Genomic DNA, 25592 nt, shown 5'->3' with positions numbered 1-25592 from the left:
CCTGGTGACAGCGTGTCACCGGGGTCGCAGCGGTCCGGGGTGGCTGAAGCGGCCGGCACGCCGTTGGATGCGATGCCGGAGGGTGCGGTGGCGTACCGGTGGAAGCGCGGCCTGTGCGTCGGCCCGGGTGTAGAAGACATGCTTGGCGCCCTCGATCAGTACCAGGTAGAGCACGACCATCAGGGCCAGGGCGAGGACGAGTCCGAGCGGCAGTGACCGGAAGCCGAGTGGTCCCGCGAGCGGGGACATCGGCAGTGCGACACCGACGGCGACGACACCTATGGCGCTGACCAGCAGGGGGCGGCTGGGCCGGCTGCGGTAGAACGGCACCCGGCGCGTGCGGATGGCGAAGACGACCAGCGCCTGCGTGGCGAGGGACTCCACGAACCAACCGGAGCGGAACAGCTCGGCGCCGGTGTGAAAGATCTCGATCATGACCGCGAAGGTGAGGAAGTCGAAGAGGGAGCTGACGGGCCCGAAGAAGAGCATGAAGCGACGGATGAAGGCGATGTCCCAGTGCGAGGGCGCGTGCAGCTGCTCCGGGTCGACGTGGTCGGTGGGGATGGTCAACTGCCCCGCGTCGTAAAGGAGGTTGTTGAGCAGGATCTGCGAGGGCAGCATCGGCAGGAACGGCAGCACCAGGGAGGCTCCGGCCGCGCTGAACATGTTGCCGAAGTTGCTGGAGGTGCCCATCAGGACGTACTTGATGGTGTTGGCGAAGATCCGGCGGCCCTCGGTGACCCCGTCGGCGAGAACCCCCAGGTCCTTCTCCAGGAGCAGGACGTCGGCCGCGTCCTTGGCCACGTCGGTCGCGGTGTCCACGGACAGCCCCACGTCGGCGGCGTGCAGGGCCAGCGCGTCGTTGACGCCGTCGCCCAGGAACCCGATGTCCCGGCCCCGGCGCCGCAGCGCCCGTACGACTCGGGCCTTGTCCTGGGGCGAGACGCGGGCGAAGACGGTGGTGGTCTCGGCCACCCTCGTCAGCTGGTCGTCGTCCAGCTCCCCGATGTCCTGGCCGGTGAGGGCGCGGCCGGGCGGCAGGCCGAGGTCGGCGCAGACCTTCTGGGCGACGAGCGCGTTGTCGCCCGTACAGATCTTGACGGTGATGCCGAGGCCGGCGAGGCGGCGCAGCGAGGCGGCGGCACCGGCCTTGGGCGGATCGAGGAAGACCAGGAAGCCTGCCAGACGCAGCCGGTACTCGTCGGCGGCCGTGAGGGACGTCTGCCCATCAGCGGCCCGGGTGGCCACGGCGACCACCCGGCTGCCCGCCGCGAAGTGCTCCTGGAGCACCGCCGCGGCCGCCTCCGGTACGTCACCGCAGCGGGCCAGGACCGCCTCGGGCGCACCCTTGGCGACGAGCAGGCGGCTGCCGTCCGCACGCTCGACGAGCGCGGAGCCCAGCTGTCGGTCGTGGTCGAAGGGCAGCAGCGCGAGCCGGTGGTGTCCGGCCGGGGGTGTAGCCGTCGCCTGCCACAGCGCGCTGTCCAGCGCGTTGCCGCCCACGTGGTCGAGGTCGCCCTCGGTGGCCAGCAGGCCCAGCTCCAGCACCGTGTCGGAGGGTGTACCGGCCGGGTCGAGGGCCGCCTCGAAACGGATGCGGCCCTCGGTGAGCGTGCCGGTCTTGTCGGTGACCAGGACGTCCATGTCGCCCAGGTCCTCGATGCACACCAGCCGTTTGACGAGGACCTTGCGCCGCGCCAGCTGCCGTGAGCCGGTGGCCAGGCTCGTGCTCACCACGGCGGGCAGCAGCTGCGGGGTGATGCCCACCGCGATGGCCAGCGAGAAGAGCAGGGCGTCGAGCAGCGGGCGGTGGAGCAGGAGGTTGATGACGAAGATTCCGGTGGTGAGGGCGGCGGCGACTTTGAGGAGGAGCATGGAGAAGCGGCGCAGCCCGGCCTGGAAGTCGGTCTCCGGCTGCCGTTCTCCCAGCCCCAGCGCGATCCGCCCGACCTCGGCACAGCCACCGGTGGCGACGACCACTCCGGTGGCGCTGCCCCGTGCACCACGGTCCCCATCAGCGCGCAGGAGGTCAGCTCGGCCAGTGCCGCCCCCGTGGCGACCGGTTCCGGGTCCTTGTCGGCGGGGGCGGACTCCCCGGTGAGGACGCTCTCGTCGCAGGCGAACGCGGTGCACTCCAGCAGGCGCAGGTCCGCGGGCACCACCTGCCCCAGCGTCAGACGCACGACATCGCCCGGCACCAGCTCGGTCACGTCGACCTCGGTGGCCGGGCCGTCCCGGACCACGACGGCCGTGTGCCGCACCCGCGAGTGCAGGGCCTGTGCCGCCTTCTCCGCCCGGTACTCGTTGACGAAACCCAGCGCCACGCTCAGCACCAGAATCCCCGCGATGATGACCGCGCCGGTCCGCTCGCCGAAGAAGAACGAGACCCCGGCCGTCACCGCCAGCAGGATCAGCAGGGCGCTGCGCAGCTGCCGCCCGAGGACCGCCAGAACGCGGACGTGGTGCGTGCGAACGGCGTCCGGCCCGAAGGCCGCGAGCCGCTCGGCCGCCTCACCCCCCGACAGGCCGTCGGGGCTGCTCGCGAGCGCGGCCAGCACGGCCTCCGCGTCCTCGGCGGCGGCGTCCCCCACCCGCAGCTCCGCCGTACGGGTGGTCACCGACTCCGTGGTCACTGACTCCAGGTCCATTCGGCGACCTCGGGCAGGTCCGCCCCATGGGCGCGGATCCAGTCGTGATGGCGGTAACGGACGTCGACCATCCGCTGCCTCAGCTCGGCCGCGCGGACCGCGAGACCGGGCACCCGGTCGATGACGTCCACGACCAGCCGGTACCGGTCGAGGTCGTTGCGTACGACCATGTCGAACGGGGTCGTCGTGGTGCCCTCCTCCTTGTAGCCGCGTACGTGCAGGTGCGGGTGGTTGGCGCGGCGGTAGGCGAGCCGGTGGATGAGCCACGGATAGCCGTGGTAGGCGAAGACGACGGGCTTGTCGGGGGTGAACAGCGCGTCGTACTCGCTGTCGGGCATCCCGTGCGGATGTTCCTCCGCGGGCAGGAGCCGGGCGATGTCGACGACGTTGACCACGCGTACCGCGAGTTCGGGCAGGTGGCGGCGGAGCAGTGAGGCCGCGGCCAGCACTTCGAGGGTGGGTACGTCGCCCGCGCAGGCGAGCACCACGTCGGGCTCGCCGGGCTCGGACTCGGTGCCGGCCCAGTCCCAGATGCCGGCGCCGCGGGCACAGTGCGCGCGGGCGGCTTCGAGGCCGAGCCAGTCGAAGCAGGGCTGCTTGCCCGCGACCACGACGTTGACGTAGTCGCGGCTGCGCAGCACGTGATCCGCGACGCACAGCAGGGTGTTGGCGTCCGGCGGATAGTAGACCCGCACGACCTCGGGCGACTTGTTCAGTACGTGGTCGACGAAACCGGGGTCCTGATGTGAGAAGCCGTTGCTGTCCTGGCGCCACACGTGCGAGGTCAGCAGGTAGTTGAGGGAGGCGATGGGCCGGCGCCAGGGGAGCCGGCGGGCGACGCGCAGCCACTTGATGTGCTGGTTCGCCATGGAGTCGACGATGTGGACGAAAGCCTCGTAGCAGGAGAACAGGCCATGCCGGCCGGTCAGGAGATAGCCCTCCAGCCAGCCCTGACAGGTGTTCGGAGAGGATCTCCACCACCCGGCCACCGCGCTCCAGGTGCTCGTCCGTGGGCAGGACCTGGGCCTCCCACGCCTTGCCGCTCGCCTCGTAGACGGCCTGAAGGCGGTTGGAGGCCGTCTCGTCCGGCCCGACCAGCCGGAAGTCGCGCCGCTCGCCCGTGTCGGCCATCACCTGCGCCAGCAGGTCGCCGAGGACGCGGGTCGGCTCGTGCGCCGTCACGCCGGGCTTGTCGACCGGGACGGCGAACCGCTCCAGGGACGGCATGGGCAGGTCGTGCAGCAGCAGGCCGCCGTTGGTGTGCGGGCTGGCGCCCAGGCGGTGTGCACCGTCGGGGACGCAGACGAGGACCTGTTCCCGGGGGCGTCCATGCTCGTCGAAGAGTTCCTCGGGCCGGTACGAGCGCAGCCACCGCTCCAACTGCCGCAGGTGGTCCGGGTTCTCGCGTACGGCCCGCAGCGGCACCTGGTGCGCTCGCCAGGTGCCCTCCACCGGGAAGCCGTCGACCTCGGCCGGCCCGGTCCAGCCCTTGGGTGTGCGTAGCACGATCACCGGCCAGCGTGGGCGTTCGGTGATGACGGAACCGGTGCGGGCGGCGTGCTGGAAGGCGGCGATACGGTCCAGGGACTCGTCCATGGCGCGAGCCATCGTCTGGTGGACGGCGTGAGGGTCGTCCCCGGTGACATGGAGGGGCTCGTGGCCGTATCCCCTGAGCAGGGCGTCGAGTTCGGGCTCCGGTATCCGGGCCAGGACCGTCGGGTTGGCGATCTTGTAGCCGTTGAGGTGCAGGATCGGCAGGACGGCACCGTCCCGTACCGGGTCGAGGAACTTGTTCGAGTGCCAGGAGGCGGCCAGTGGGCCCGTCTCGGCCTCACCGTCGCCGATCACGCAGGCCACCAGGAGCCCCGGATTGTCGAACGCGGCCCCGTAGGCGTGCGAGAGCGAGTAACCCAGCTCGCCGCCCTCGTGGATCGATCCGGGGGTCTCGGGTGCGACATGACTGGGGATGCCGCCCGGGAAGGAGAACTGCCGGAAGAGGCGGGTCATGCCGGCCGCGTCCCGCGTGATGTCCGGGTACGTCTCGGTGTAGGTGCCCTCCAGCCAGGAGTTCGCCACCACGGCCGGCCCGCCGTGACCGGGCCCCCAGACACAGATCGCGTCCAGGTTCCTCGCCTTGACGACCCTGTTGAGGTGGGTGTGGACGAGGTTCAGGCCCGGTGAGGTGCCCCAGTGCCCGAGCAGTCGCGGCTTGACGTGCTCAGGCGCCAATGGCTCGGTCAGCAGAGGGTTGGCCATGAGGTAGATCTGCCCGACGGCCAGGTAGTTCGCCGCCCGCCAATGGGCGTCCAGAGCGCTCAGCTCCTCCTGGTCGAGGCGGTCGGGCGTGCCCGGAGTGTCGAGGGTGATCCCGGTAGGGGGGCCGAGTGGCATGACGAACCCTTCTCGCAGGGGATGATCAGGAATTTCCCGGACTGAGATCGGGGAGGTGCTCGGTTTCGTCGATGAAGGCGCGGGCGACGTCCGCCAGGCGGCGGTTGTGGGCGCGGGCGTAGGCGCGCAGCGCCGTGAAGGCCCGTTCCATGTCCGTGTGGCGGCGTTCGGCGAGCTTCCCCTTGGCCTGTTCGATCAGGACGCGGCTGTTGAGGGCGGTCTGCAGCTGTTCGTTGAGGAGGGTGCTGCGCTCGGTGGTGCGTTGTTGCAGCAGGCTGATGGTGGCGACGTCGGCGAGGGCCTGTGCGAAGGGGGTGGCGGCGGGGCTGATGGGCCCCGGGGTGGTGTGGAAGAGGTTGAGGGCGCCGACGGCCTCGTCGCGCAGGCGCATGGGCAGCGCCTGGACGGCGGTGAAGCCGAGGCGCTGCGCCTGGGCGGTGAACAGAGGCCAGCGCGCCGCTTCGTCGCGCAGGTCGGGAACGGAGACGGTGGTCCCGGTGTGGAAGCAGTCCAGGCAGGGGCCTTCGTGGTTCTGGAGCTGGAAGAGTTCGAGGAGGCGCACCCGTTCGTCGGAAGCGGCCATGACGCGCAGCACTCCGTCGCGGTCGGCGAGCAGGACGCCCGCCGCACTCGCGTCGAGCAGATCGACGCAGCGGTCGGTGAGCAGGCGCAGGAAGTCCATGAGGTCGAAGTCGGCGACGAGACTGTCCGCCAGCTCGACGAACGTCCGGGCCATCAGCTGTTCCTTCATCGTGCACACCTCTGTTTGTGGGGCGTGAGCATCAGGGCTCCTCGTCGGGCGGTCGCACATCCGGCGGTTGCGTATCGGCGGGACGCGCATCCGGCGGTCTCACGTCGGACGGTGTCGTCTCCGGGGGGAAGCGGAGCCGGTGGGCGACCACGTCGGCGGCGACCGCCGAGATCCGTGTCCCCCGGGCGTACGCGTGGGCGCGCAGCCGGATGAAGGCTTCCTCGACGCCGACGCCGAGCTGGACCATGAGGATGCCGGTGGCCTGGTCGATCTCGGCCCGGTAACCGCCCAGGTCGTCGAAGGGCGCGGCGTCCGGCCGGTCCGTGCCGCTCACGTCGGTGCCGCTCACGTCGGTGCCGGACGCGCCGGTGTCGGACGGGGCGCCCGTCTCGCTGATCCCGGCGTCGAGCAGAAGCAACGTGGCGGTGTCGGCGAAGGCCATCGCGTCGGCCACCTCGTCCGCGTCCAGCTCGACCGAGCTGCTGGAGTACAGGTCGAGTACGCCGGGACTGATGGCACCGATCTGGAGGGGGAAAGCGAAGACCGCCCTGGCTCCGGCTTCCAGAGCCGCGTCGGCGAACACCATCCAATGCCGCTGGAGTTCAGCGGCCAACAAGTCGGTGCAGAGGACCGAGGAGCCGAGGACAAAGGCATCCACGCACGGCCCCTCGCCCAGTGTGAGCTGGAGTTCTTCCAGCTGCTGACTGACGGAGTCGGTGCTGCACAGCGGATGACTCGCCCGGTCGCGGGACATCGCGGACACCCCGGCCCCGCCGACCGGCAGCGCCGCCACCGCCGCCGTACACACGTCGAGGAGGCCGACCCGGTGGCCGCGCAGGGCCGCCTGCTCGGCCACGAGAGCCTGGATCCGCGCCGACCGGCTGCCGGGGATCACGGTGACCACGGGATCAAGGAGGGAGTCAGCGCCAGGAACACGGGACCGTCGGCCGGCCCGCGGACGTTTCCGACGCCTTTCCCGCGCCAGGAGCGCCGGGAGGCCACGATCGGCTCGTCGGCCCGGTCCGCCAAGGCGACACCGAGTGATGCCTGGCGCTCGGAGAGGAGCGGTTCCCGCAACCGTCGGGCCACATCCCGGTGCCGCTCGTGCGGGTGAACCAGGAGCCCCGCGAAGCCGGCGCCGGCGCCGGTGATCCGGCCGGCGGCGGGCGGGAGCCCTCCGCCGAATCCCGGCCCCCCGAAGCCGTCACCGCGTACGGCACGGGGGGCCGGGGCCGCGTGGGGGAGCCGCCGGTGCCGCCACCCCGGGGAAGATCCGAACCCGCAGCCCTCCAGGGCCGCGGCCTCCGAGACCACCACGGAGAATCCGGGCTGCCGTACGGCGACGGCGAGGCGTCCTGGACGGACTTCCGGGCTCGGCTCGCGCGCATCTTCGCCGGACGCCGCCGCACGGGACTCCGCGATGAACCCGCAAGATCCCCGCGGGAACAGGCGGGCTGCCGGCGGCTGAGCCGGCGCGGGCACATCGCTTCCACGGCGGGCTGTTCGCGACCGCCTCCGCTCCACGGCTGACCGCGGGCCGGAGAGATGATCATGGCGCCTCCGCCCGCTGGAAGGGACGAGGGCGGCGCGAGCGGACGCGAGCCCCGCAGGCGGATGGACAGCCGCAGAGTAAGGCATGACACCTCTGTTCCAGCCGTTCAGGTGTTCTCGGGACCGCTACCGGGCACCGCCCGCGAGGCGCGGTGCTTCGTACCCGGCGGGGTGCGACCGAGGTCGGGGCGTACCAGGACGTGAGTGAGTCACCAGGCCGGGGTTCCGCGCTCCTGGATTCGGTGCCCGACAGGGAACTCCTCGAAGATGCGACGGGTCCGGACGAGAATCCGCTCCCGTGGCATCGTGGTCAGCAGGCCGTGCGTCCACCGAGGTCCTGGGCGTCCGTTCATCAGCATAGTCCCCGGCCCTTCGCCGCGGTGGATCCGAACGGGCCGGAATCTGACAACCGGGCGGCTGCGGAAGAGCGTGGGAGAAATCCGGGGGCGAGCCGATTTCGACCTCTGGTCCAGACAGAGGGTCCGGGCAGGGCGCCGGCTGTCGCCCAGGCGGTGGGGAGGCCGCCGGGTTCGATCAGGCTCACCGCGATGGTGACAGAGGCGAGCTCGAAGAACAGGCCTCGGCGATGCCCTCGACGGCGGACTTGCTCGCGGAGTACGCGGCGGGACAAGGGCGCACGGCGAAGCCCGCCACGGACGATATGAAGATCAGCTGCCCTCGTCGTGCGGCGCGTAGGGCGGGGAGGCGACTTGGTCACCCGGGACGTGCCGAGCGCGTTGGTCTCCATCTGCCAGCGAAAACCCACGTCACTGGTGACCTCCAGCGGCCCCGCCACCTTGACGCCGACCTGGACGGCCTGCTGTCGAAGACGGTCGGCGTCCCGGGCGTTACGGTCAGTGGCCACCACCTCCCCACCCGACGTGGTCCGGGATAACGAAGGAGCTGTGGGCACTGCCATTCGCTGGCTGCTGCACCGGCCGCGCTCAGCGGTCGCGCCCGGGCCCGCGCCAAAACGGCGACGGTCCGGTGCACAGCGCCCGGATGTTCAAACTCGCCGAGGATTCCGCGGTCAAGGCTCGCACCCAGGCGATCAATCAGCTCAAGGCCGTTCTGGTCATAGCCGACCCGGCCCTGCGGGAACGGCTGTCCAGTCTGGGCAACCGCGGGCTGTTCCGCACCTGCGCGGGCCTCAGCCCGCGCGACGGCGAGGGAGATGAGGACGCCGTGGCCCAGGCCACCCGCATCACCCTGAGCCTGCTGGCCCAGCGCATCGCTTTGATCCCCGCACCCAGGCGTACTGCGAACGCCGCACCCAGCAGGGCAAGACCCGAACACCCTGCAATACCGCTTTGACGGGCCAGAACAGCCCCCGTCCTGATCCTGGGTCCCTCACTGGGTACCACATGGCACAGGTCGTAGGTCCGCAGGCTGTTCATGATCGCGGAAGCTGCGACCTGTTCCGCCTGATGGACGCTGCCGACCGATATCGTCCGCCCCCTGCAGGCCCGCGAGGTGCAGGTGGACCGCGAGATGCTCGCCCTCGGGTACGCGGGCGTGTACTCCGGGTTCCTCCAGCACGCCGTTGCCGCGGCACGCCGTCACGGCCTGGACACCCGGGCGATCCCTATCGAAACCGGCCGGCGCAGGATGGTCGGCGGCCAGGCGGGCATGATCACGGACATTGCGCTCGACCTCGCGGCGGCCGGTTGCGTCGACTGACGCGAGTGATCGGTGCGGTGGCTGTGGTGGCCCGGCGGGGCCGGTGCCACCGCTGTCCACGTCAGAGGACGGACGGCGTTGTCAGCGGCTCGTGTCGGCGTCACCTTCGTCATTCGGAGGGTCTCCCTGTCTCCTGCCGCCCGGAGGGGAGCGGTCCCCGTGCTCTTCCAGCAGTTCGAGGAGCGCGGCATCCGCTCTCCTCTGATCTTCCTTCGTCAGCTCGACCGGTGCGTTGTTGTAGACGGTGTAGCGACCTGGATCGATGATGTTGGCGGCCCTCAAGCTGAACGTCAGCAGGGGCCGCCAACCCTTGCGGTGGCCGACCCGCACCTGTATCTGGGCCTTGTAGTCACGGGCCTCCGGGAGGAATCCGGAAAACGGTGCCTCGAACTCGAGGAAGAGCTGTTGCGCTTCTCTGCCGGGGACGACGAACCCGGCGGGCAGCTTCGCCTCCTCGTCCGGCCCCGGTTGGAGCCGGGACGCGGAGGACACCCACAGGAGTGGCAGATGAGAGGCGGGCTCATCGGGGAAGGTCAGGATGAGGTCCTGCACGACGATCGGTTTGGGACCGGTGTTGTGCAGGACGAGAGGCAGTCGTAGGCGTGCCGTGGAACCGTGGACGATGGCCGCGAAGGAATGAGGTTCCCACGCCTGCAGGCGTCCCTGTCGGGCGTTGAGCCACCAGAACGACGCGACGGTGAAGAGCAGTGCGCAGACTGACACCACACTGGCGCCGGTAAGAGATGAGGACGCGATCTGATCCGCCGCGACCATCAGCGGAAGCACAGAGTCAGTCTGCCAGCCCCGCCGTGGGCTCGCTAACAGGACGAGTGGCCGCCAACAGTCTCCCGGAACGGGTCAGAGGCCGGCGAGGAGTACGAGATACCAGGCGACCAGGCCCGCGCATGTCACCGAGGGGAGGAGCTTGGTCAGCCCGTCGCCCTTGCGGACGTGCGTCGTCACGGCACCGGCGAGCAGCATCAGCAGCCCGATACCGGCCAGCCCGCCGCACAGCGGTACGACCGGGCCGAGGGCCACGCCGATGGCGCCCGCCAGCTCCAGCCCGCCGATGACCCGGTAGGCCGCAGTGGTGAAGCCGGCGTGGGCGGCCAGCTCGGGCATCGGACCCAGGGCCAGGATCTTGGCCGCGCCCAGCAGGGCGAAGATCAACGCGATGAGACAGAGCGAGGCGGACAGGATCACGAGACGCCTTCGGGGGTGTGCGGACGACGGGCCTGGCGGCGTTCGGCTCCCAGGCCGGCGAAGTGGGCGATCAGGTCGGGGTTGTCGACCGCGGAGGGGTTGAGGACCTGCTCGGCGGGTGCGCCCTGGAGGAGGCGCTTGACCGGGACCTCGAGCTTCTTGCCGGTCTTCGTGTGCGGGATGGCCGGTACGGCGAGGATCTCGTCGGGGACATGGCGGGGTGAGGCGCCGGTACGGATCGCGTCACGGATCTTCTCGCACAGGGACTCGTCCAGACCGACCCCGTCGGCGAGGACCACGAAGAGCGGCATCCAGTAAGCGCCGTCGGGTTCTTCCGCGCCGATGACGAGGGCTTCGGTGATCTCGGGGAGGCGTTCGACGATGTCGTGGATGTCGGCGCTGCCCAGGCGTACGCCGTTGCGGTTGAGCGTGGCGTCGGAGCGGCCGTGCACGATCACCGAGCCGTGGGAGGTGAGAGTGATCCAGTCCCCGTGCCGCCACACGCCCGGATAGGCGCTGAAGTAGGCGTCGCGGTAGCGACTGCCGTCAGGGTCGTTCCAGAAGTACAGCGGCATCGACGGCATGGGGCGGGTGACGACCAGTTCACCGACCTGGTCGACGACCGGCCGGCCCGCGCCGTCGTACGCCGCGAGCGCCACGCCGAGGTTGGGGGCCGACAGTTCACCCGCCCACACCGGGGTGGTGGGGGCGCTGCCGGCGAAGCCGGAGACGACGTCCGTGCCGCCGCTGGTGGAGGCGAGCTGGACGCCTGCGCCGACGTGGTCGCGGACCCAGGGGTAGGCGGAGGCCGGCAGGGCGGAGCCGGTGCTGCCGATGACGCGGATCGCCGACAGGTCGTGCACGGCGGGGTCGACGCCGAGCTTGGCCATGGCCAGCAGGTACTGGGGACTGGTGCCGAAGACGGTGACCTTGTGGCGGGCCGCCAGCTCCCACAGGACGTCCGGGCGCGCCACCGGCGCGGGGCTGCCGTCGTAGGTGCAGGTGGCGGCGCCGGTCAGCAGGGTGGCGACGACCAGGTTCCACATCATCCAGTGGGTGGTGGTGTACCACAGCAAGCGGTCTCCGACGCCCAGGTCGCAGTGCAGGCCGAGGATCTTGAGGTGTTCCAGCAGGACGCCTCCGTGGCCGTGGACGATGCCTTTGGGCAGCCCGGTGGTACCGGAGGAGAAGACGATCCACAGCGGGTGGTCGAACGGAACCGGGGTGATGGCGAGGTACTCGGTGCGGCCGGCCGCGTCCTCCCAGGGAACCGTCAGCCTCGCGACCCGGGTCGCGGGCCACGCAAGGCCCAAGTGGTCCACGAGAATCGTGGCCTTGAGCGTGGGCAGGGCGGCGGCCAGGTCGAGGGAGGCTGCGCGGCGGTCGTGCGCGGTGCCGTTGAAGAGGTAGCCGTCCGCCGTGATGAGCACCGTGGGTTCGAGCTGGGCGAAGCGGTCGGCTGCGGCCTGGGGTGCGTAGTCCTGGCCGCACACCGACCACACCGCGCCCAGGCTGGCGGTGGCGAGGAAAGCGATGACGGCGTGGGGGGTGTTGGGCAGGTAGCCGACCACTCTGTCGCCCTGTCCGACGCCCAGGTCTCGCAGGGTGGCTGCGACGGAGGCGACCTGGGCGCGCAGCTGTCGGCCTGTGATCTCGTAGCCGGAGCCGGTCTCGTCCAGCGCGGTGATCGCGGGGGCGTCCGGGTGCAGGTTGCGCAGCGCGTGGTGGGCGTAGTTGAGGGTGGCGCCGGGGAACCAGCGGGCGCCGGGCATGGCTTCCTCGGCCAGCACCCGCTCGTACGGAGTGGTGGCGTCGACGTCGAAGTACTCCCACACCGCCGCCCAGAATCCTTCCAGGTCGGTGACGGACCAGTGGTGCAGGGCCTGGTAGTCGGTCGGGTCCGGAACCCCTTTGGCGCCCTGGTGCCGGGCGGCCCAGCGGGCGAAGTCCGCGATGCGGCTGCCGGCGGCCGTTTTCGGGTCGGGTGGCAGGAACGGTGCCGGATGCGGCGTGGGATGAGGGATGGTCACGGTGCGGTGCTCCTCGGCAGGGAGACGGATCGGGCATCGGTGGTACGGCGGGCTGTGTGGAGCAGGGAGGCCCAGGCGGTGGGGTCCGGGAAGTGGCCGGATCCGGCGGGGACGCTGTCCATCACGACGCGGTCGGGGCGCAGCAGGACGGCGTCCGCTCGGCCGCGTGCCAGCCAGGCGGCGAGCGTGCCGTCGTCGTCCAGGTCATCGACGTGGATCGTCGGGGCGCCCAGTGCCGTGGTCACTGCCGTCATCTGCGCCGTGGCCGGTACGGCGGTCAGGACGACGAAGGCGTCCCGGACGACGTCATCCAGACGCACTCGCCTGCCGTCGTGCCGTATCCAGGGCTGCGGGCAGAAGGTGCCGGCCAGCGCGCGGCCAGCCAGCCTGGGCCGGCGCCGTACCAGCGGGCCGGCGGCCAGGGCGGGGCTGAGGTCACGGCTCACCGCCTCGGTCACGCCGGGGATGCGACAGACCGTGCTCACGACGGCCCGGCGAAAGGCCGCACCGCGGTCCTGTCCGCCGGTCATGGCCCAGCCGACGGCCACCGCCACGCGGATCACATGGCGGGCGTGCGGCTTGCGCTCGCGTTCGTAGGTGTCCAGCAGTTCCTCGGGCGCGCCCTGTCGGAGGACCCGGGCGAGTTTCCAGGTGAGGTTGTTGGCGTCGCGCAGGCCGGAGCACAGCCCCTGCCCGACGAAGGGCGGGGTCAGGTGGGCGGCGTCGCCCAGCAGGAAGACACGCCCCCTGCGCCACCGGTCGGCGAGACGGGCCTGGAAGGTGTACTGCGCCTGCCGTACCACCTCGAAGTCGTCACTCTGCGAGGCCGGCAGGTCCACCCAGGGGGCGACCAGCTCGCGCAGGCGCTCCCATCCGTCCGGGCCCTCCAGGTTCTGGTCGTCGGCCAGCCGGAACTCCCAGCGGTAGCGGTCCTCGCTGATGCGCATGAAGGTGGCCGGCCGGATGGGGCAGCAGATCTGCTCGGCGCCTTCCCAGGTGCGCACCGGGAGGCTGGTGCGCACGTCGATGACCCGCCAGCTCTCCTGGAAGTGCAGGTCCTCCCAGGCGGCGCCGATGGCGTCACGAGTGAGGCTGCCCGCCCCGTCGCAGCCGAGGACGGCATCGGCCCACAGGTGTTCCTCCTCGTCACTGCCGCCGCGCCGGAAGGTGACCCGGACGGGACCCGCCGGATCGTCGGGTGCGTCGGTGCTCGGAGTGTCGGACTCGGTGACGGACACGACCTCCACCCCGCTCCACAACTCGCACTCCGGGCGGCGCGCTAGGGCGCCTCGCAGCAGACGTTCCAGCTCGGGCTGGTTGAACATACTCAGCTGCGGGAAGCCGTGGAGTCCGTGCATGGACCGCGGGAACTCGCTGATCACGCGGCGCCGGGCGTCCAGCAGCCGTAGCCCGGGCGCCGGCCGGGCGATGGCGGCGAACTCCTCGTGGACGCCGACGCTCTGCAGGATCCGGCGAACCTCGTCGTCCACGACGACGGCGCGCGGCAGGGGGTAAATGTCCCGGTGGCGTTCGAGGAGCAGGCTGGGCACTCCGTGCCGGGCGAGCAGGAGCGCGGCCGTGACTCCGACGGGTCCCGCACCGATGATCACCACCGGCCTCTGGGATGCTGCCTTCATGGTGCGTCCGTAACGGGGGTCCGCTGCTCGCCGAGCTCGATTCGCCCGTCCGCGGTGGCGATCGTGGCGGTGATGAGGTCACCGCTGCGCAGGTAGAGGGGGTTCTTGGCCTGGCCCTTGAAGAACGCCTTCCACTTCAGTGCGGGGGGCAGCAGGGCACTGATCTTCTCGACCGGCTTGGGCGGGGCCTTGAGGGCGGTGCCGCCGGGTGTGCCGGTCAGCAGCAGGTCGCCCGGGGCGAGGGTCTGGAAACGAGCGAGCAGGGTGAGCGCCTGCGCCGGTCGTACGATCATGTCGGCGAGGGTGCGGTCCTGTCGCGGTACGCCGTTGACGTTCAGCCGCAGCCGAAGGTTCAGCAGGTGGGCGAAGTCCTCTGGCTCCAGCAGGGCCAGATACGGACCGGTCGGCGTGAAGGTCGGGTAGGACTTGCTTTCGTAGAACTGGGTCTTGGTCAGCTGGACGTCGCGGGCGCTGACGTCGTTGGTGAGGACCAGGCCGGCGACATACGTAGGCAGGTCCTGCTCTTCCACGACGGTGGCCACCGGCAGCGGCGCGCCCATGACGAGGCCGAGTTCCACCTCGTAGTCGAGGAACTTCACGTGCGCGGGGCGGACGATGGCGTCGTGCGGGCCGCTGACCGAGCCGGACGCCTTGCGGAAGAAGGTGGGCGGTATGTCGCCCGTGAAGCCCGAGTCCTTGGCGTGGCTGCGGTAGTTGACCATCTGGGCGACCACCCGGCAGGGGGTGGTGACCGGGGGCAGCGCGACCAGGTCGGCGACGGGTGTGCCGCTCTCGTCGGAGGCGGCGGCCTCCCGGACGGCGGCCCGGTCGGCGAGCAGTTCGGCGGTGGTGACCGCCTTGGTCTCGATGCGGACGGCGCGCTCGTTTCGGACGGCCCACCAGCCGTCGGGGGTGCGCAGCACGTTGGTGCTCATGAGCTCATCGCTTTCATCAGGCCCAGCAGGCGTGTGGGGTCGAGTTCGTTGTCGCCGCGCAGGGCCGTCATGACCTCACGCAGCTTGGCGGGGGAGGGGTTGGCGCCCAGGAAGTCCCGGGTGACGGGCGGACCCCACTGCGCGAGGCCGCTCGCCGACATCGGCGCCCATCCGGGTTCGAGGTCGCAGGAGAACAGGTCGCCGTCGGCGAAGTGCTCCAGCATGAAGCGGTCGGGGTCGCGCCAGTAGTCGAAGAGCTGGCTGCCCTGGATGTGCCGGCCGATGCCCCAGCTGCGCCGGTAGCCGCGCTCGGCCAGGTACTCGCCGCCGGCGGCGATCGAGTCGAGGTCGGTGACCTGGTAGGCGGAGTGGACGTAATCGGTGCCGGGCCCCAGATGCAGGGCGAGGGTGTGGTGGTCCACGGGCAGGCTGCCCTGGTCGCAGCGGATGAACGCCATGGTCGGCCCGCGCTGGCGCTGCCCGTCCAGGAACAGGAAGTCGGACACGATCATCCCGAGGGTGTCCAGGTACCAGTTCAGGGCCCGCATGAACACCCGCGTCTCCAGCACCACGTGCCCGAGCCGCTGTATACGCGACGGCTCGCGAGGTGGACGCTGGGTGGCGTTCGTACGGCGGTGCTCGGTTCCGGTGTTGAGGGTCAGCGATTGCTGCTCGGACAGCGCGGGCAGCTGCTCGGCGCAGTGCACGACTCGGACTGGGAAGCCGGAGGGATCGAGCAGGGCGACCGCCTGTCCGCCGCCGGGTACGTCGATGTCCCGTACGTCAGTGCGGGTCGCGCGGGCCAGCCGGCCGAGATCCGCCCGTTCGGCCGTGCGGAACGCCGGCCCGATGAAGCGGGACGCCGGCCCATGGCGGATGACCATGCAGGGGGAGCCCGCGAAGGTGCCGCGCAGCCACAGTTCCCGCTCGGTGCGAGCGGCGATGGCGAACCCGAAGTCACGGGCGAACACCTCGGCCCGGTCCAGGTCCGGCTTTGCGAACTCCAGCCAGGCCAGGTCGGCCACCTTGATGACGGGGTTGCGGGCGCGTCCGGGGTGTTCACCACGCAGGGCGCCCAGCTCGCTGTGGAGATCTTGGTGGGGCGTCTGGGGATCGGCCCTGTTAGCGGGGGTGTGGGACATGGTGTCCTCCAAGCAACACTGCCGTAATGAGGAAATCATCAACTTTGCCGACTCTCATCGTCAATAGAGGAGTCCCAAATAGTTGAGAGAATCATCAGTGATGCGGTGTTCATCGCACGGTTGTTACACTCGTCCTATGCCGATGTCAGCCCCGCCCAGGAACCGCTTCGAGCGGCGCCGTGCCGAGACCCGTCAGGCGCTCGTCCGTGCGGCCCGGCAGATCCTCGCGGAGACCGGGGACACCAGCGCCAGCATCCAGGCCATCGCCGAGCGCGCGGACGTCGGATTCGGCTCGTTCTACAACCACTTCGAGTCCAAGACGGAGCTGTTCGACGCCGCGGTGACAGATGCGCTGGAGGAGTTCGGACAGGTCATCGACGCGCGTGTGGAAGGCATCGACGACCCCGCCGAGCTGGTCGCCGCCGGTTTCCGGCTTGCCGCACGGATGGCCGACTCCCACCCCGAGCTCATGCGGATCCTGCGCGATCGCGGCCTGGCCCACATCCACTCCGAGCATGGCCTGTCTCCACGAGCGCTTCGTGATCTGGAGCGCGGCATCACCTCGGGCCGCTTTACCGGCACCGACCCGACCACGGCCCTGTCCGCTCTGGGCGGGACCCTGTTGTCCCTGGTGGCGCTGCGGCTGGCCCGCCCCGACCTCGACGGCGACGAGGCCGCCTCCGACCTGGCCGCGATGGTCCTGCGTATGCTGGGCCTCCCCCCGGACGATGCGCACGAGGTCACCCGGCGCCCGCTCCCCGATTTCGGCTGAGGGTCCGGTGCGATTGTGGCGCCGCTGGCCAGGGCGCGGTGGACGCGGTACGACGGCAACCGTCGCCCTCCACGCCGGGCGGCCAGCGATCAATCATGAGGACTGGGTCGCCTCCGGTGTCATCGGCCCAGGTACACGGCCCTATCGCTGATCGGATCCGCCACGAGATCGGCCACGGGCCTGTGGCGGCCACCAGGATCCTCGAGCTCTCAGTCGGTGAGCCTCTTCGTAAGGGCCGGTGAGCCGGACGTCAGTGCCGCCCACAACGAGCCCCCGTCGGCGCGCGCTCGGCGGGGCGGGCCAGTCACCCCCGGAAGCTGCTCCAGTGCTCCTCGACGGCGGCGGCGACCTCAACCGGCTTCTGGATCGGCGTCCAGTGGCTGCTGTCCAGCCTCAGAAAACGGGTGGGGCGCACGGACGCGGCCATCTTCTCGCCGAACTCGACGGGGCAGACTGGATCGAACGCCCCCAGAACACCAGGGAGGGTCCGGCCAGGTCCGCGAGATCCGGTTCCCACTCCGCACCGACCGTCAATGAGGAGCGGTACAGCTTGAGAATGCTGTCGCGCATGGTCTCGTCCACGCGACCGGCCGCCGGGCAGGTCCCAAGCCTCCACGTCGCTGCGGGTCAGGTGCTCACGCACGCCGTCCCACACATGGTGGGTGTCGGGTACGCCGTGGATGAGAATGGCAGGCATGAATGAACTCCTACGAGGATGAAGCTCGTATACAGAAGCGGGCTTTCGTCCGGATCGCCGGGCCTGCTCGCCCACCGCAGCCAGGCAGCGCTCCGCTCATGTCATAGCCGCATCACAGCAACCACGTGCTCATGCAACACGGCTCGAACCCGGCGCGACGCGATCTGTGGTGCTACGCCGGCGGCGACGAGGAACGCGGTCGCCGCAGCTTCACCCGTGGGGTCCACCCAGGTGGACGCGGTGTTCTCCGCGGCGAGGGCCAGCATCAGCGCTTCCAGCGCCCGGGCGAGGACGGGCGCGGGAACGTGGTCCGCGAACACGCCTTCGTGCTGGCCACGTCGTATGGCCGCGATGGCTTCCTCGCGGGCCGGTGCCAAGGTGGCGCGGATCGTCTCCTCTCCCAGATGGTGTCGCCCCAAGGAGATGAGCATGCGGTACTGGTCGCCGACGGCCCATGCCGCCAGGGCCGTCCGCGCCATCGCCTCCAGCGGATCAGAACCTGGGACACGGGCTGCGGCGAACGCCTGTTGAAGCGCCTGGCCCGCTTCCTGCGCCAACTCGGCGATCAGTGCTCGCCGGTTGGAGAAGTGTCCGTAGAAGGTGCGTCGAGCGAGGCCGGCCGCCTGAGCGATGCTGTCGAGACTTGCGTCGGGGTCGTCCCGCAGTTTCTGCCGAGCGGCCGCGAGAATGCGTTGACGGTTCGAGCGAGTGTCCCTGCGCTGCGCAGTGCGGCCCGGGGGATCGGTCGTCTGCATGGTTCTGTCTCTCCGCGGTGGCCGGAAAGCCGTGGGCGCCGGTGCTCCCTCACGCACCGGCGCCCACTCACCCCTGCCCAGGGTGGCTTGTGGTCCTGCTGACGGGCGTCAGGGGACGAGGATGAGGCGGATCGGATCACCGATCTTGTTCTCGAGACGGCTGACCGCGTCGGCCGCGTCGATGAGCGGGATGTGGTCCGTGATGGAGGGGGCCAGGTCGAGGCGGCCTGCCGCGCTCAGCCGCACCAGCTCCGAGACGGACTCGGGGAAGCCGCCGTAGTGGCCGCGGACCTGCTTCTGCAGGTAGTTGAAGGTCAGGCCCTCGGTGATGGTGAGCGGCCTGGGCGTGATGCCGACCAGGATCAGGGAGCCGCCCAGGCCGAGCACCGAGGCGGCCTGCTCGCGGACGGCGGGTACGCCGGCGCAGTCGAAGGCGAAGTCCAGGCCCCGTCCGTCGGTGGCTGCGCGGACCTGGTCGGCGAAGTCGGGGGCGGCCGGGTCCAGGGCGTAGTCCGCGCCGAAGGCGAGGGCGCGCTCGCGGGCGCTGGGCAGCGGGTCGACGGCGATGATCGGGGCGGCGCCGACCAGGCGGGCGAGGCGCACGTTGTGCGCGCCCACTCCACCCACGCCCCAGATGCCGACCGACTGCGCGGGACGGACGCCCGCGGTGGCGACGACGGCGGCGTAAGGGGTGGACACCGCGTCGGGGATGATCGCGGCCTGGTCGAAGGGCAGGCTGTCCGGGATGGGGATGAGGGTGTCCTCGCGGGCGATGACGTACTCGGCCCAGCCGCCGTCGTAGTCGATGCCGGCGGTGAGCATCTGGGTGCAGGGGCGGCGGCGCACGCAGCCGGCGCACCTGCCGCAGGTCTTGCCGGCTTCCAGGGTGACGCGGGTGCCGGGAGTCAGGCCGCGCTTGAGGTCGGGGCCGAGCGTGTGAATCACACCGGAGACCTCGTGGCCGACGGTGACCGTGTCGGAGGTGGCGAACAGTGGGACGAGGGAGCCGTCGAGGAGGTGGACGTCGGAGAGGCAGACGCCGGCGGCCTTGACCTCGATGAGGACTTCGCCCGGGCCCGGCACGGGGATTGGGACCTCTTCCACGGCGAATTTCTTGCTGTCCAGGTGGAAGCGTCCGGCGAGCATGGTGTCCATGGTGATGTGCTTTCTGTGAGCGGCACGGCCCGGTGGTGCGGGCCATGGGTGCCGTGGGGTGTCTGAGTGGCTGGTGGGGCCGGGAGGCGGGCGGGGGAGGCAGGACGTCCGCACGCCTCCCGGCGGCTGGGGATCGGCGCGCCTTGACGGCGTGCGACGGTCAGGCGAAGACGTCCTGCTGGTAGCGCTCGTCCGCCTCCAGCTGGGCGAGCCACTTCTGAGCGGTCTCGTCGTCGCTGCCGGTCTTCTGGCGGTGGATGGCGGCGAGTGCCTCGCGGACGGCGGGGGCCATGCGGCGGCCGTCACCGCAGACGTAGATGTACGCGCCGTCCTCGATCGCCTGCCACACGGTGTCGGCGGCGTTGGCTATGGCGTTCTGCACGAACCGGGCCGGGTGGCCGGTCACCGCGGAGTATGCGGTGTGCACCTGGGCGATGCCGGCCTGCTCCCAGTCCTGCATCTCCTGGCGGTAGAAGTAGTCGTGCTCCGGGTGGCGGCAGCCGACGAACACCTGGGACAGGCCCACCTGCGTGCCGTTCGCGGCTTGCGTCGCCCGCTCCTCCAGGAAGCCGCGCAGCGGCGCGATGCCGGTGCCGGGGCCGATGAGGATCAGCGGCGTGGCGGGGTCGGCGGGCGGGGCGAACGTCGGGGAGGGTACGCGGACGTAGCCGTAGACGACGTCTCCGGGCTCAAGGGTCGCGATGTAGGCGGAGCAGGTGCCGCGGTACTGGCCGTCGCCGGACAGGGCCGGGCCTTCCAGGAGGCCGACGGTCAGGCGCACATGGCGCGGGTTGGCGGACGGGGCGGAGGAGATGGAGTAGAAGCGCGGGCGGATGGGGCCCGTCATCTCCAGGAAGACGGCCAGCGGCAGCTCGATGGCCGGGAAGCGCTCCAGCAGCCCCAGGACGGAGATGCGCTTGCCGAGGATCTCCTTCTGGTAGCGCTCCTCGGCCTCCTGGGTGTCGGCGGTGTACGCCTGGAGCTGCGGCCGGGTCCACGGGCACTCGGTGTGCTCGGCGAGCGTCTGGATCTGGGACCGGGTGGCCACGTCCTGCAGTTCGAGGAACTCGGTGAGCAGGATGCCGGCGGTGACCGGGGTGCCGACCGGCAGGTGTGTGCGGCCACCGGCCGGCTGGTCGAGCCGGAGCACCTGGTCGTAGTCGACGCCGAGCCGCCTCAGTGCGCGCTCCACCAGGGCGAGTTCGTTCTTGGCGAAGACAGCCAGATGGTTGCCGGTGTCGTAGGTGACGCCCTCGGGCAGCTCGACGGTGATGGACTTCGCGGACGGGCGCGGCGGCTCGATGCTGAAGTCCCACAGGCCGGTCGCGTCGGCCACGAGTTCCTCGTTGGCCACCACGGTCAGCGGGTACGCCTGCTCGGAGACGATGGCGGGGCGCACGTCGGACTCGGTGAGCAGTTGGACCTGGTAGCGCGGGCCGCTCGCCTGGGAGGTGTCGGCGGCGTACTCCTCGGCCAGAGTGGCCCACAGGGTGTTCATCCACCGCGTGGCCATGCCGTCGAAGTCACCGGCGGCGTCCGCGATGCCGCGCTCGACGATGGGGGTGGCGCCGGCGGCCAGCAGACCTTCCTCGATCCGCTTGGGGAAGGCCTGGTAGGTGGCCACCCACTGGGTGTTGCCGGCGCCCAGCAGCGCGAACCGCACGTCCTTTAGCGAGCCCTCGGGAAGTCCGGCGGCGAGCAGGTCGTCGAAGCGCTGGGCGTTGTCGGGGGCCTTGCCGTTGTAACTGGCGGCGACGACGGTGAGCAGGCCCTCGGAGGGCAGGTTGTCGCCCAGCTCGTCCAGGCTCACCAGCGTGGTGCCGAAGCCGGAGCGCTCACTGCGGTCGGCGATGGTACGGGCCAGGTCCTCGCACGAGCCGAGGCTGGAGCCGTAGGCGACGGTCAGGTTCACCCCGACACCGCTGACCGCTGCCGGCGCCTGCGTGTCCCCGGTCTGCAGCTCCGCGGCGCCGAAGACGGTCCGCTCGTGCTCCTGGCGGCGGCGTACGACCAGTTCGAAGTCGCCGGGCTTGCGCGTCAGCGCCTCCCGGACGTCCATGTTGTAGTCGGTGGTGTCGGAGAACTTGAACTTCTGCAGTACCAGTGTCAGGGCCAGGCGGGCCTCGGTGAGCGCGAACTGGCGGCCGATGCAGGCACGCACACCGTTGCCGAACGGCTTGTAGGCGTGCGGGTGCTGCTGCGCCCGGTTCTCCGGCAGCCACCGGTCGATGTCGAACTCCTCCGGGCGGTCCCACGCCTTGGGGTGGGTGTGCAGCGGGCCTTCAAGGATGCTGACCCGTGTGCCCTTCTTCAGCTCGTAGCAGCCGCCGATGACGGTGTCGTCGATGGGCGCCTTGGCGATCAACGGGATGGGAGCCCAGAGCCGCAGGGTCTCCTCCAGGATCCGCGGGATCACATCGAGATTCATGATCGTGTCGTAGTCCGGCACGGTGTCGCCCGGCAGCAGCCGGTCCACCTCGGCATACGCCTGGGCCAGGACATGCGGGTTGCGCATCAGCGAGTACGTGGCGAACGACAGCAGACCACTGGTGGTCTCGTGACCGGCGATCAGGAACGTCAGCACCTGGTCGCGCACGTTGTCGACGTCCAGCCGCTTGCCGGTGTCCGGGTCGGTGGCCTCAAGCATCAGGCCCAGCAGATCGTCCTCAGCGCTGCCCTTGCCCTCCTGGCGCTCCTTGATCACGCTCTCGACCAGCTCGCGCATCACCTGGATGTTCTCGCCGTACTTCTTGGCGTCGGCCTTGCGCATCTTGGTCATCATCGGCAGCTCCTGAGAGCGCCGCATCGACTCGGTCAGCGCGCCCAGCATCGCGTTGAGGAACGGGTGCAGTTCCTCCTTGTCGAAGGACTCGAACCGGTAGCCGAACCCCGACAGGGCGATGGTGTCCAGCGTCAGCCGGGTGTAGTCGTCGGTGATCTTGACCGACTTGCCTTCCCGGCGCTCCCACTTGCCCACCAGGTTCTGGGCGATCTCCAGCATCTGCCCGAAGTAGCCCCTCATGGCCCGCTGGCTGAACGCCGGCAGCAGGATCCGGTGCGCCCTGCCCCATTCCTCTTCGTGCTGGTGGGCCGTGAACAGGCCCGCGCCCGCGAAGTCTCGCAGGTGGTGCAGCGGCGTCTTGTCGATCTGCTTGAAGAACCGTGTCTCGTCGCTGACCTCGGCCACCAGGTCCGGGTCGTAGACGAAGACCTGCTCGATACCGGCGATGTCCATGCCATAGATGCCCTCGGGGAACTGCTTGGACAGTTTGCCGAAGTACTCCACCGGGTTGGTGTCGGGAATCTGCGGCGTGTTGCCGAGGAGGGGGATCCCGCGCGGGGACCGGATGGGGCGAAGGTCGTTCGCGGGGTGCGTGGTCATGTCTTGCTCCTCTGCGCGGAGGGGATGGGCAAGGGCGCGCTGCTCAGGTCGATGCCATTGGCGCCGTACGGAAAACATACGCCGTATGGAATTAGTACCGTACGACGTATGGAAATAGGAAGCAAGCTCGATCGCTCTGGTGGCCGCTGTGATCCAGGTCGCTTCCGTACGGCGTACGAAACTGATACCGTACGAGGTATGGAAAAGAAGGTGAGGCGTCCCCCGCGGGGAACGAGGAAGAGGGACGTCCCTCTGACCGAGGCCGGGATCTACGCCGCCGCCCTGCGGCTCATCGACGAGGACGGGGTCGAGGCGCTCACCATGCGCAAACTCGCCACCGAGCTCGACGCGAACCCGATGTCGCTGTACCACCACGTGCCGAACAAGGATGCCGTGCTGCGCGGCGTGACGAGAATGGTCGGAGCGCAGTTCCGCACGGTGACGCTGGAGGATGCTCCCTGGCAGGAGCGGATCCGCCTGCTGGCGACGGACTTCCGGTCCCTGGCGCACCGTCACCCCAAGCTGCTGGCGTACTCGTTCAGCCACCAGCCCGACTTCATCCAGCCCGACGACCCGTTCTGGACCGCCCTCACCGCCATCGTGGCCGCTGCCGGCGTGCCGCAGTCAGAGGTCTCGGAGATCGCCGCGCTGATGGTCGCCGTCGTCATCGGTGTCCTCACCGCAGAACTGAACGGCGCTCTCCACCAGTGGTCGACCCTCAAGCCCCACGGCCCTGAAGCCGACGAAGACGGGGCCGCGGACGCAGACCCTGGCTCTACGGGTGCGGCCCCTGAAGGCCCTGACCAGGACCACATGTTCCGCCTAGTATTGGACACGCTGATCACGGGCCTGGAAACCCGGCTCACCGCCGGTCGTGCCCGCTGGGACGCCGGCCATTGAGCCAGTCGGCCTGAGACGCCGCGCCATAGGCACTCGCGCCTGACGCGTGCCGGCAGCCGGGCGATCCCAGGCTGCGGCACACGGGAGCCACCCCGTCACATCAGGTGAGACCGCCCGGCGGGGTGGTTCCACATCCAGCCTCTGCACGGCAGCCGTATGCCGACGCTGAACCGTGAAATGACCACGGTCGTCGGCTTGTTCCCGGTCTCCCTCCTGAAGGGGGAGACCGTCAGCCTCGCCGAGCTGGATCACCCGCGTCATCCGTTCACCGAGGCGGCTACGCCGCCGAGTGCTCCCGCCCGTGAGCGCGAAGTGGCGCCCCGTGTCGGATGAGTCCCACCCGATCTCTCGATCACTTCTTTTCTCTCCTCCTCCATCCCCCATCCGCCCGTCCGGAGGGCTGCCCCCATGTCCCAGAACGCCACCGTCGCCGCTCGCGGCGCCGAGACCGCACCTGAGAATGTGCCCGAGCTGTCGTACCGGCGGCGCTGGTGGATTCTGCTGGTCGTTTCGCTGTCGATGCTGATGGGTGTCCTCGACGGCACCATCGTGAACATCGCCCTGCCGTCCGCCCAGCACGACCTGGGCTTCTCGGACGCCGACCGGCAGTGGGTGGTCACCGCCTACGCGCTGGCCTTCGGCAGCCTGCTGCTGCTCGGTGGCCGGGTCGCGGACCTGGCCGGTCGGAAGGTCACCTTCCTGGTGGGTCTGGCCGGCTTCGCGGCCGCTTCCATGGTTGCCGGCGCGGCGAACGGTTTCGCCGCGCTCGTCATCGCGCGGGCCGTGCAGGGGCTGTTCGCCGCGCTGCTGGCCCCCTCCGCCCTCTCGGTCCTGATGACCACCTTCACCGATCCGCGCGAACGGGCCAGGGCCTTCACCGTCGCAGGCTCGGTCGCCGGTGCCGGCGGAGCCATCGGCCTGATCCTCGGCGGCGTGCTGACCCAGTACCTGGACTGGCGCTGGACCATGTACGTCAACGTGATCTTCGCGGTGGTGGCGTTCGTCGGCGGGGCGGCCCTGCTGCACCGCACCCCGCGCGACACGTCCTCGAAGCTCGATGTTCCCGGCACCCTGCTGGCCTCCATCGGACTGTTCTGCCTGGTCTACGGATTCTCGAACGCCGAGACGCACCGCTGGGGTTCGATCGCGACCTGGAGCATGCTGGCGGCCGGTGCCGTACTGGTGGCCGTCTTCGTGTGGTGGCAGAGCAGGGCGGCGTATCCGCTGCTGCCCCTGCGAGTCCTGCTGGACCGCAATCGCGGCGCGTCCTTCGCCGCCCTCTTCGTCACCGGCGCGGGCATGTTCGGCGTGTTCCTGTTCCTGACCTACTACCTGCAGCAGAGCCTCGGCTACAGCGCTCTGAACACCGGCTTCGCCTTTCTGCCCCTGGTAGTGGCCTCGTCGTCCGCCTCCGCCGTGGCCAACAACGTCCTGGTGGCGCGCATAGGACCAAAGCCGGTGGTCCCGCTGGGCATGGCCATCGCGGCCGCCGGGCTGATCTGGATGACCACGCTGGACCTGGACAGCGGATACGTGACGCAGGTACTGCCGCAGCTGGTACTCGTCGGCATCGGGCTGGGCACGGTCATCGCGCCCGCCATGAGCCTGGCGACCTCGGGGGTGGCGGCCGCCGATGCCGGCGTTGCGTCGGCCGCTGTCAACACGCTTCAGCAGGTGGGCGGCTCCATTGGCATCGCCATGCTCAGCACGATGGCATCCGACGCCGCGACCGGCTATCTCTCCGGCCGCAACCCCAAGGACCCCGGCGTGCTGGCTCAGGCCCGCCTTGAGGGCTATTCCACGGCCTACTGGTGGTCGGCGGCCGTCTTCGTCACCGGCCTGGTCTACCGCCGGGGTGCGCCCAAGCAGAGCGAGAACGCTGCACTTGCCGTGCACATGTAGCGGACAGACAGTGCCCTGAGGGCCCACCTTCGAAAATTGCCGTACGGGCTCTTTGCGGCTC

The 25592-nt window shown here is 70.2% G+C and carries 18 protein-coding genes and 4 pseudogenes; 6 read left to right on the top strand and 16 right to left on the bottom strand.

The features are described from left to right. Positions 1 to 15: 15 nt before the first annotated feature. The 6 genes and pseudogenes from AB0B40_RS10740 to AB0B40_RS10715 form a co-directional block, all read right to left on the bottom strand. Positions 16 to 1980: an HAD-IC family P-type ATPase gene (locus AB0B40_RS10740; protein WP_362263712.1), complete on the bottom strand. Its 1965-nt coding sequence runs from the start codon at positions 1978 to 1980 to the stop codon at positions 16 to 18. A 143-nt stretch (positions 1981 to 2123) separates the two neighbouring features. Beyond that, positions 2124 to 2648, bottom strand: a pseudogene (locus AB0B40_RS10735) (cation-transporting P-type ATPase); the annotation flags it as partial. Continuing rightward, positions 2630 to 5039 (bottom strand): annotated as a pseudogene (locus tag AB0B40_RS10730) (phosphoketolase family protein). The pseudogenes AB0B40_RS10735 and AB0B40_RS10730, both read right to left, overlap by 19 nt. Before the next feature lie 25 nt (positions 5040 to 5064). Then, complete coding sequence (locus AB0B40_RS10725) at positions 5065 to 5790, bottom strand: GAF and ANTAR domain-containing protein (protein WP_345047845.1); 726 nt, start codon at positions 5788 to 5790, stop codon at positions 5065 to 5067. A gap of 31 nt (positions 5791 to 5821) precedes the next feature. Further along, complete coding sequence (locus AB0B40_RS10720) at positions 5822 to 6685, bottom strand: GAF and ANTAR domain-containing protein (RefSeq protein WP_345047955.1); 864 nt, start codon at positions 6683 to 6685, stop codon at positions 5822 to 5824. A gap of 1196 nt (positions 6686 to 7881) precedes the next feature. Then, a pseudogene (locus AB0B40_RS10715) lies at positions 7882 to 8034 on the bottom strand (SDR family NAD(P)-dependent oxidoreductase); the annotation flags it as partial. A gap of 309 nt (positions 8035 to 8343) precedes the next feature. Here AB0B40_RS10715 and AB0B40_RS10710 point away from each other — a divergent pair. After that, positions 8344 to 8655, top strand: a complete 312-nt coding sequence (locus AB0B40_RS10710) for a hypothetical protein (RefSeq protein ID WP_345047844.1) — start codon at positions 8344 to 8346, stop codon at positions 8653 to 8655. Positions 8656 to 8750: 95 nt separating this feature from the next. Beyond that, positions 8751 to 9021 (top strand): annotated as a pseudogene (locus tag AB0B40_RS10705) (4-hydroxy-2-oxovalerate aldolase); the annotation flags it as partial. Between the two features lie 81 nt (positions 9022 to 9102). Here AB0B40_RS10705 and AB0B40_RS10700 read toward each other — a convergent pair. From AB0B40_RS10700 to AB0B40_RS10675, 6 genes are all read right to left on the bottom strand, one after another. Further along, on the bottom strand, positions 9103 to 9807 hold the full coding sequence (locus AB0B40_RS10700) for a hypothetical protein (RefSeq protein WP_345047842.1): 705 nt from the start codon (positions 9805 to 9807) through the stop codon (positions 9103 to 9105). Positions 9808 to 9879: 72 nt separating this feature from the next. After that, positions 9880 to 10224: a DoxX family protein gene (locus AB0B40_RS10695; RefSeq protein ID WP_345047841.1), complete on the bottom strand. Its 345-nt coding sequence runs from the start codon at positions 10222 to 10224 to the stop codon at positions 9880 to 9882. Next, positions 10221 to 12254, bottom strand: coding sequence for an acetoacetate--CoA ligase (locus AB0B40_RS10690; RefSeq protein ID WP_345047840.1), 2034 nt, complete (start codon positions 12252 to 12254; stop codon positions 10221 to 10223). The genes AB0B40_RS10695 and AB0B40_RS10690 overlap by 4 nt, the downstream gene beginning before the upstream one ends. After that, positions 12251 to 13891, bottom strand: a complete 1641-nt coding sequence (locus tag AB0B40_RS10685) for a bifunctional 3-(3-hydroxy-phenyl)propionate/3-hydroxycinnamic acid hydroxylase (protein WP_345047839.1) — start codon at positions 13889 to 13891, stop codon at positions 12251 to 12253. The genes AB0B40_RS10690 and AB0B40_RS10685 overlap by 4 nt, the downstream gene beginning before the upstream one ends. Beyond that, complete coding sequence (locus tag AB0B40_RS10680) at positions 13888 to 14826, bottom strand: fumarylacetoacetate hydrolase family protein (RefSeq protein WP_345047837.1); 939 nt, start codon at positions 14824 to 14826, stop codon at positions 13888 to 13890. Before AB0B40_RS10680 ends, AB0B40_RS10685 begins: the two co-directional genes overlap by 4 nt. Further along, complete coding sequence (locus tag AB0B40_RS10675; protein WP_345047836.1) at positions 14823 to 15968, bottom strand: VOC family protein; 1146 nt, start codon at positions 15966 to 15968, stop codon at positions 14823 to 14825. Before AB0B40_RS10675 ends, AB0B40_RS10680 begins: the two co-directional genes overlap by 4 nt. 136 nt (positions 15969 to 16104) lie before the next feature. Here AB0B40_RS10675 and AB0B40_RS10670 point away from each other — a divergent pair, with 136 nt between their 5' ends. Further along, on the top strand, positions 16105 to 16740 hold the full coding sequence (locus AB0B40_RS10670; protein WP_345047835.1) for a TetR/AcrR family transcriptional regulator: 636 nt from the start codon (positions 16105 to 16107) through the stop codon (positions 16738 to 16740). 304 nt (positions 16741 to 17044) lie between these two features. Here the strand turns inward: AB0B40_RS10670 and AB0B40_RS10665 are convergent, their stop codons facing one another. The 4 genes from AB0B40_RS10665 to AB0B40_RS10650 form a co-directional block, all read right to left on the bottom strand. Next, a complete protein-coding gene (locus AB0B40_RS10665) occupies positions 17045 to 17437 on the bottom strand; it encodes a hypothetical protein (RefSeq protein ID WP_362263711.1) in 393 nt (130 codons plus the stop codon). A 101-nt stretch (positions 17438 to 17538) separates the two neighbouring features. Then, positions 17539 to 18192, bottom strand: coding sequence for a TetR/AcrR family transcriptional regulator (locus AB0B40_RS10660; protein ID WP_345047834.1), 654 nt, complete (start codon positions 18190 to 18192; stop codon positions 17539 to 17541). Between the two features lie 108 nt (positions 18193 to 18300). Beyond that, on the bottom strand, positions 18301 to 19347 hold the full coding sequence (locus tag AB0B40_RS10655; RefSeq protein WP_345047833.1) for a zinc-binding dehydrogenase: 1047 nt from the start codon (positions 19345 to 19347) through the stop codon (positions 18301 to 18303). A 160-nt stretch (positions 19348 to 19507) separates the two neighbouring features. Next, positions 19508 to 22729 carry a cytochrome P450 gene (locus tag AB0B40_RS10650; RefSeq protein ID WP_362263710.1) on the bottom strand — a complete coding sequence of 1074 codons (3222 nt, stop codon included), beginning with the start codon at positions 22727 to 22729 and terminating at the stop codon, positions 19508 to 19510. 198 nt (positions 22730 to 22927) lie between these two features. On the opposite strand from AB0B40_RS10650, the gene AB0B40_RS10645 reads away from it, so the two are divergent. The 3 genes from AB0B40_RS10645 (at position 22928) to AB0B40_RS10635 (ending at position 25531) form a co-directional block, all read left to right on the top strand. Beyond that, positions 22928 to 23629, top strand: coding sequence for a TetR/AcrR family transcriptional regulator (locus AB0B40_RS10645; protein ID WP_345047831.1), 702 nt, complete (start codon positions 22928 to 22930; stop codon positions 23627 to 23629). Positions 23630 to 23785: 156 nt separating this feature from the next. Then, positions 23786 to 23962: a hypothetical protein gene (locus tag AB0B40_RS10640; protein WP_345047829.1), complete on the top strand. Its 177-nt coding sequence runs from the start codon at positions 23786 to 23788 to the stop codon at positions 23960 to 23962. A gap of 75 nt (positions 23963 to 24037) precedes the next feature. Beyond that, the gene (locus AB0B40_RS10635) at positions 24038 to 25531 is read left to right on the top strand and encodes an MFS transporter (RefSeq protein WP_362263709.1); all 1494 of its coding nucleotides are present in this window, start codon (positions 24038 to 24040) and stop codon (positions 25529 to 25531) included. Positions 25532 to 25592 lie beyond the last annotated feature (61 nt).

Origin of the sequence: Streptomyces sp. NPDC042638 (assembly GCF_040647235.1) — a bacterium.
GTDB lineage: Bacteria > Actinomycetota > Actinomycetes > Streptomycetales > Streptomycetaceae > Streptomyces > Streptomyces rameus.
The sequence above is the reverse complement of the archived record's forward strand: the minus strand, read 5'-3'. Positions and strand labels throughout refer to the sequence as shown.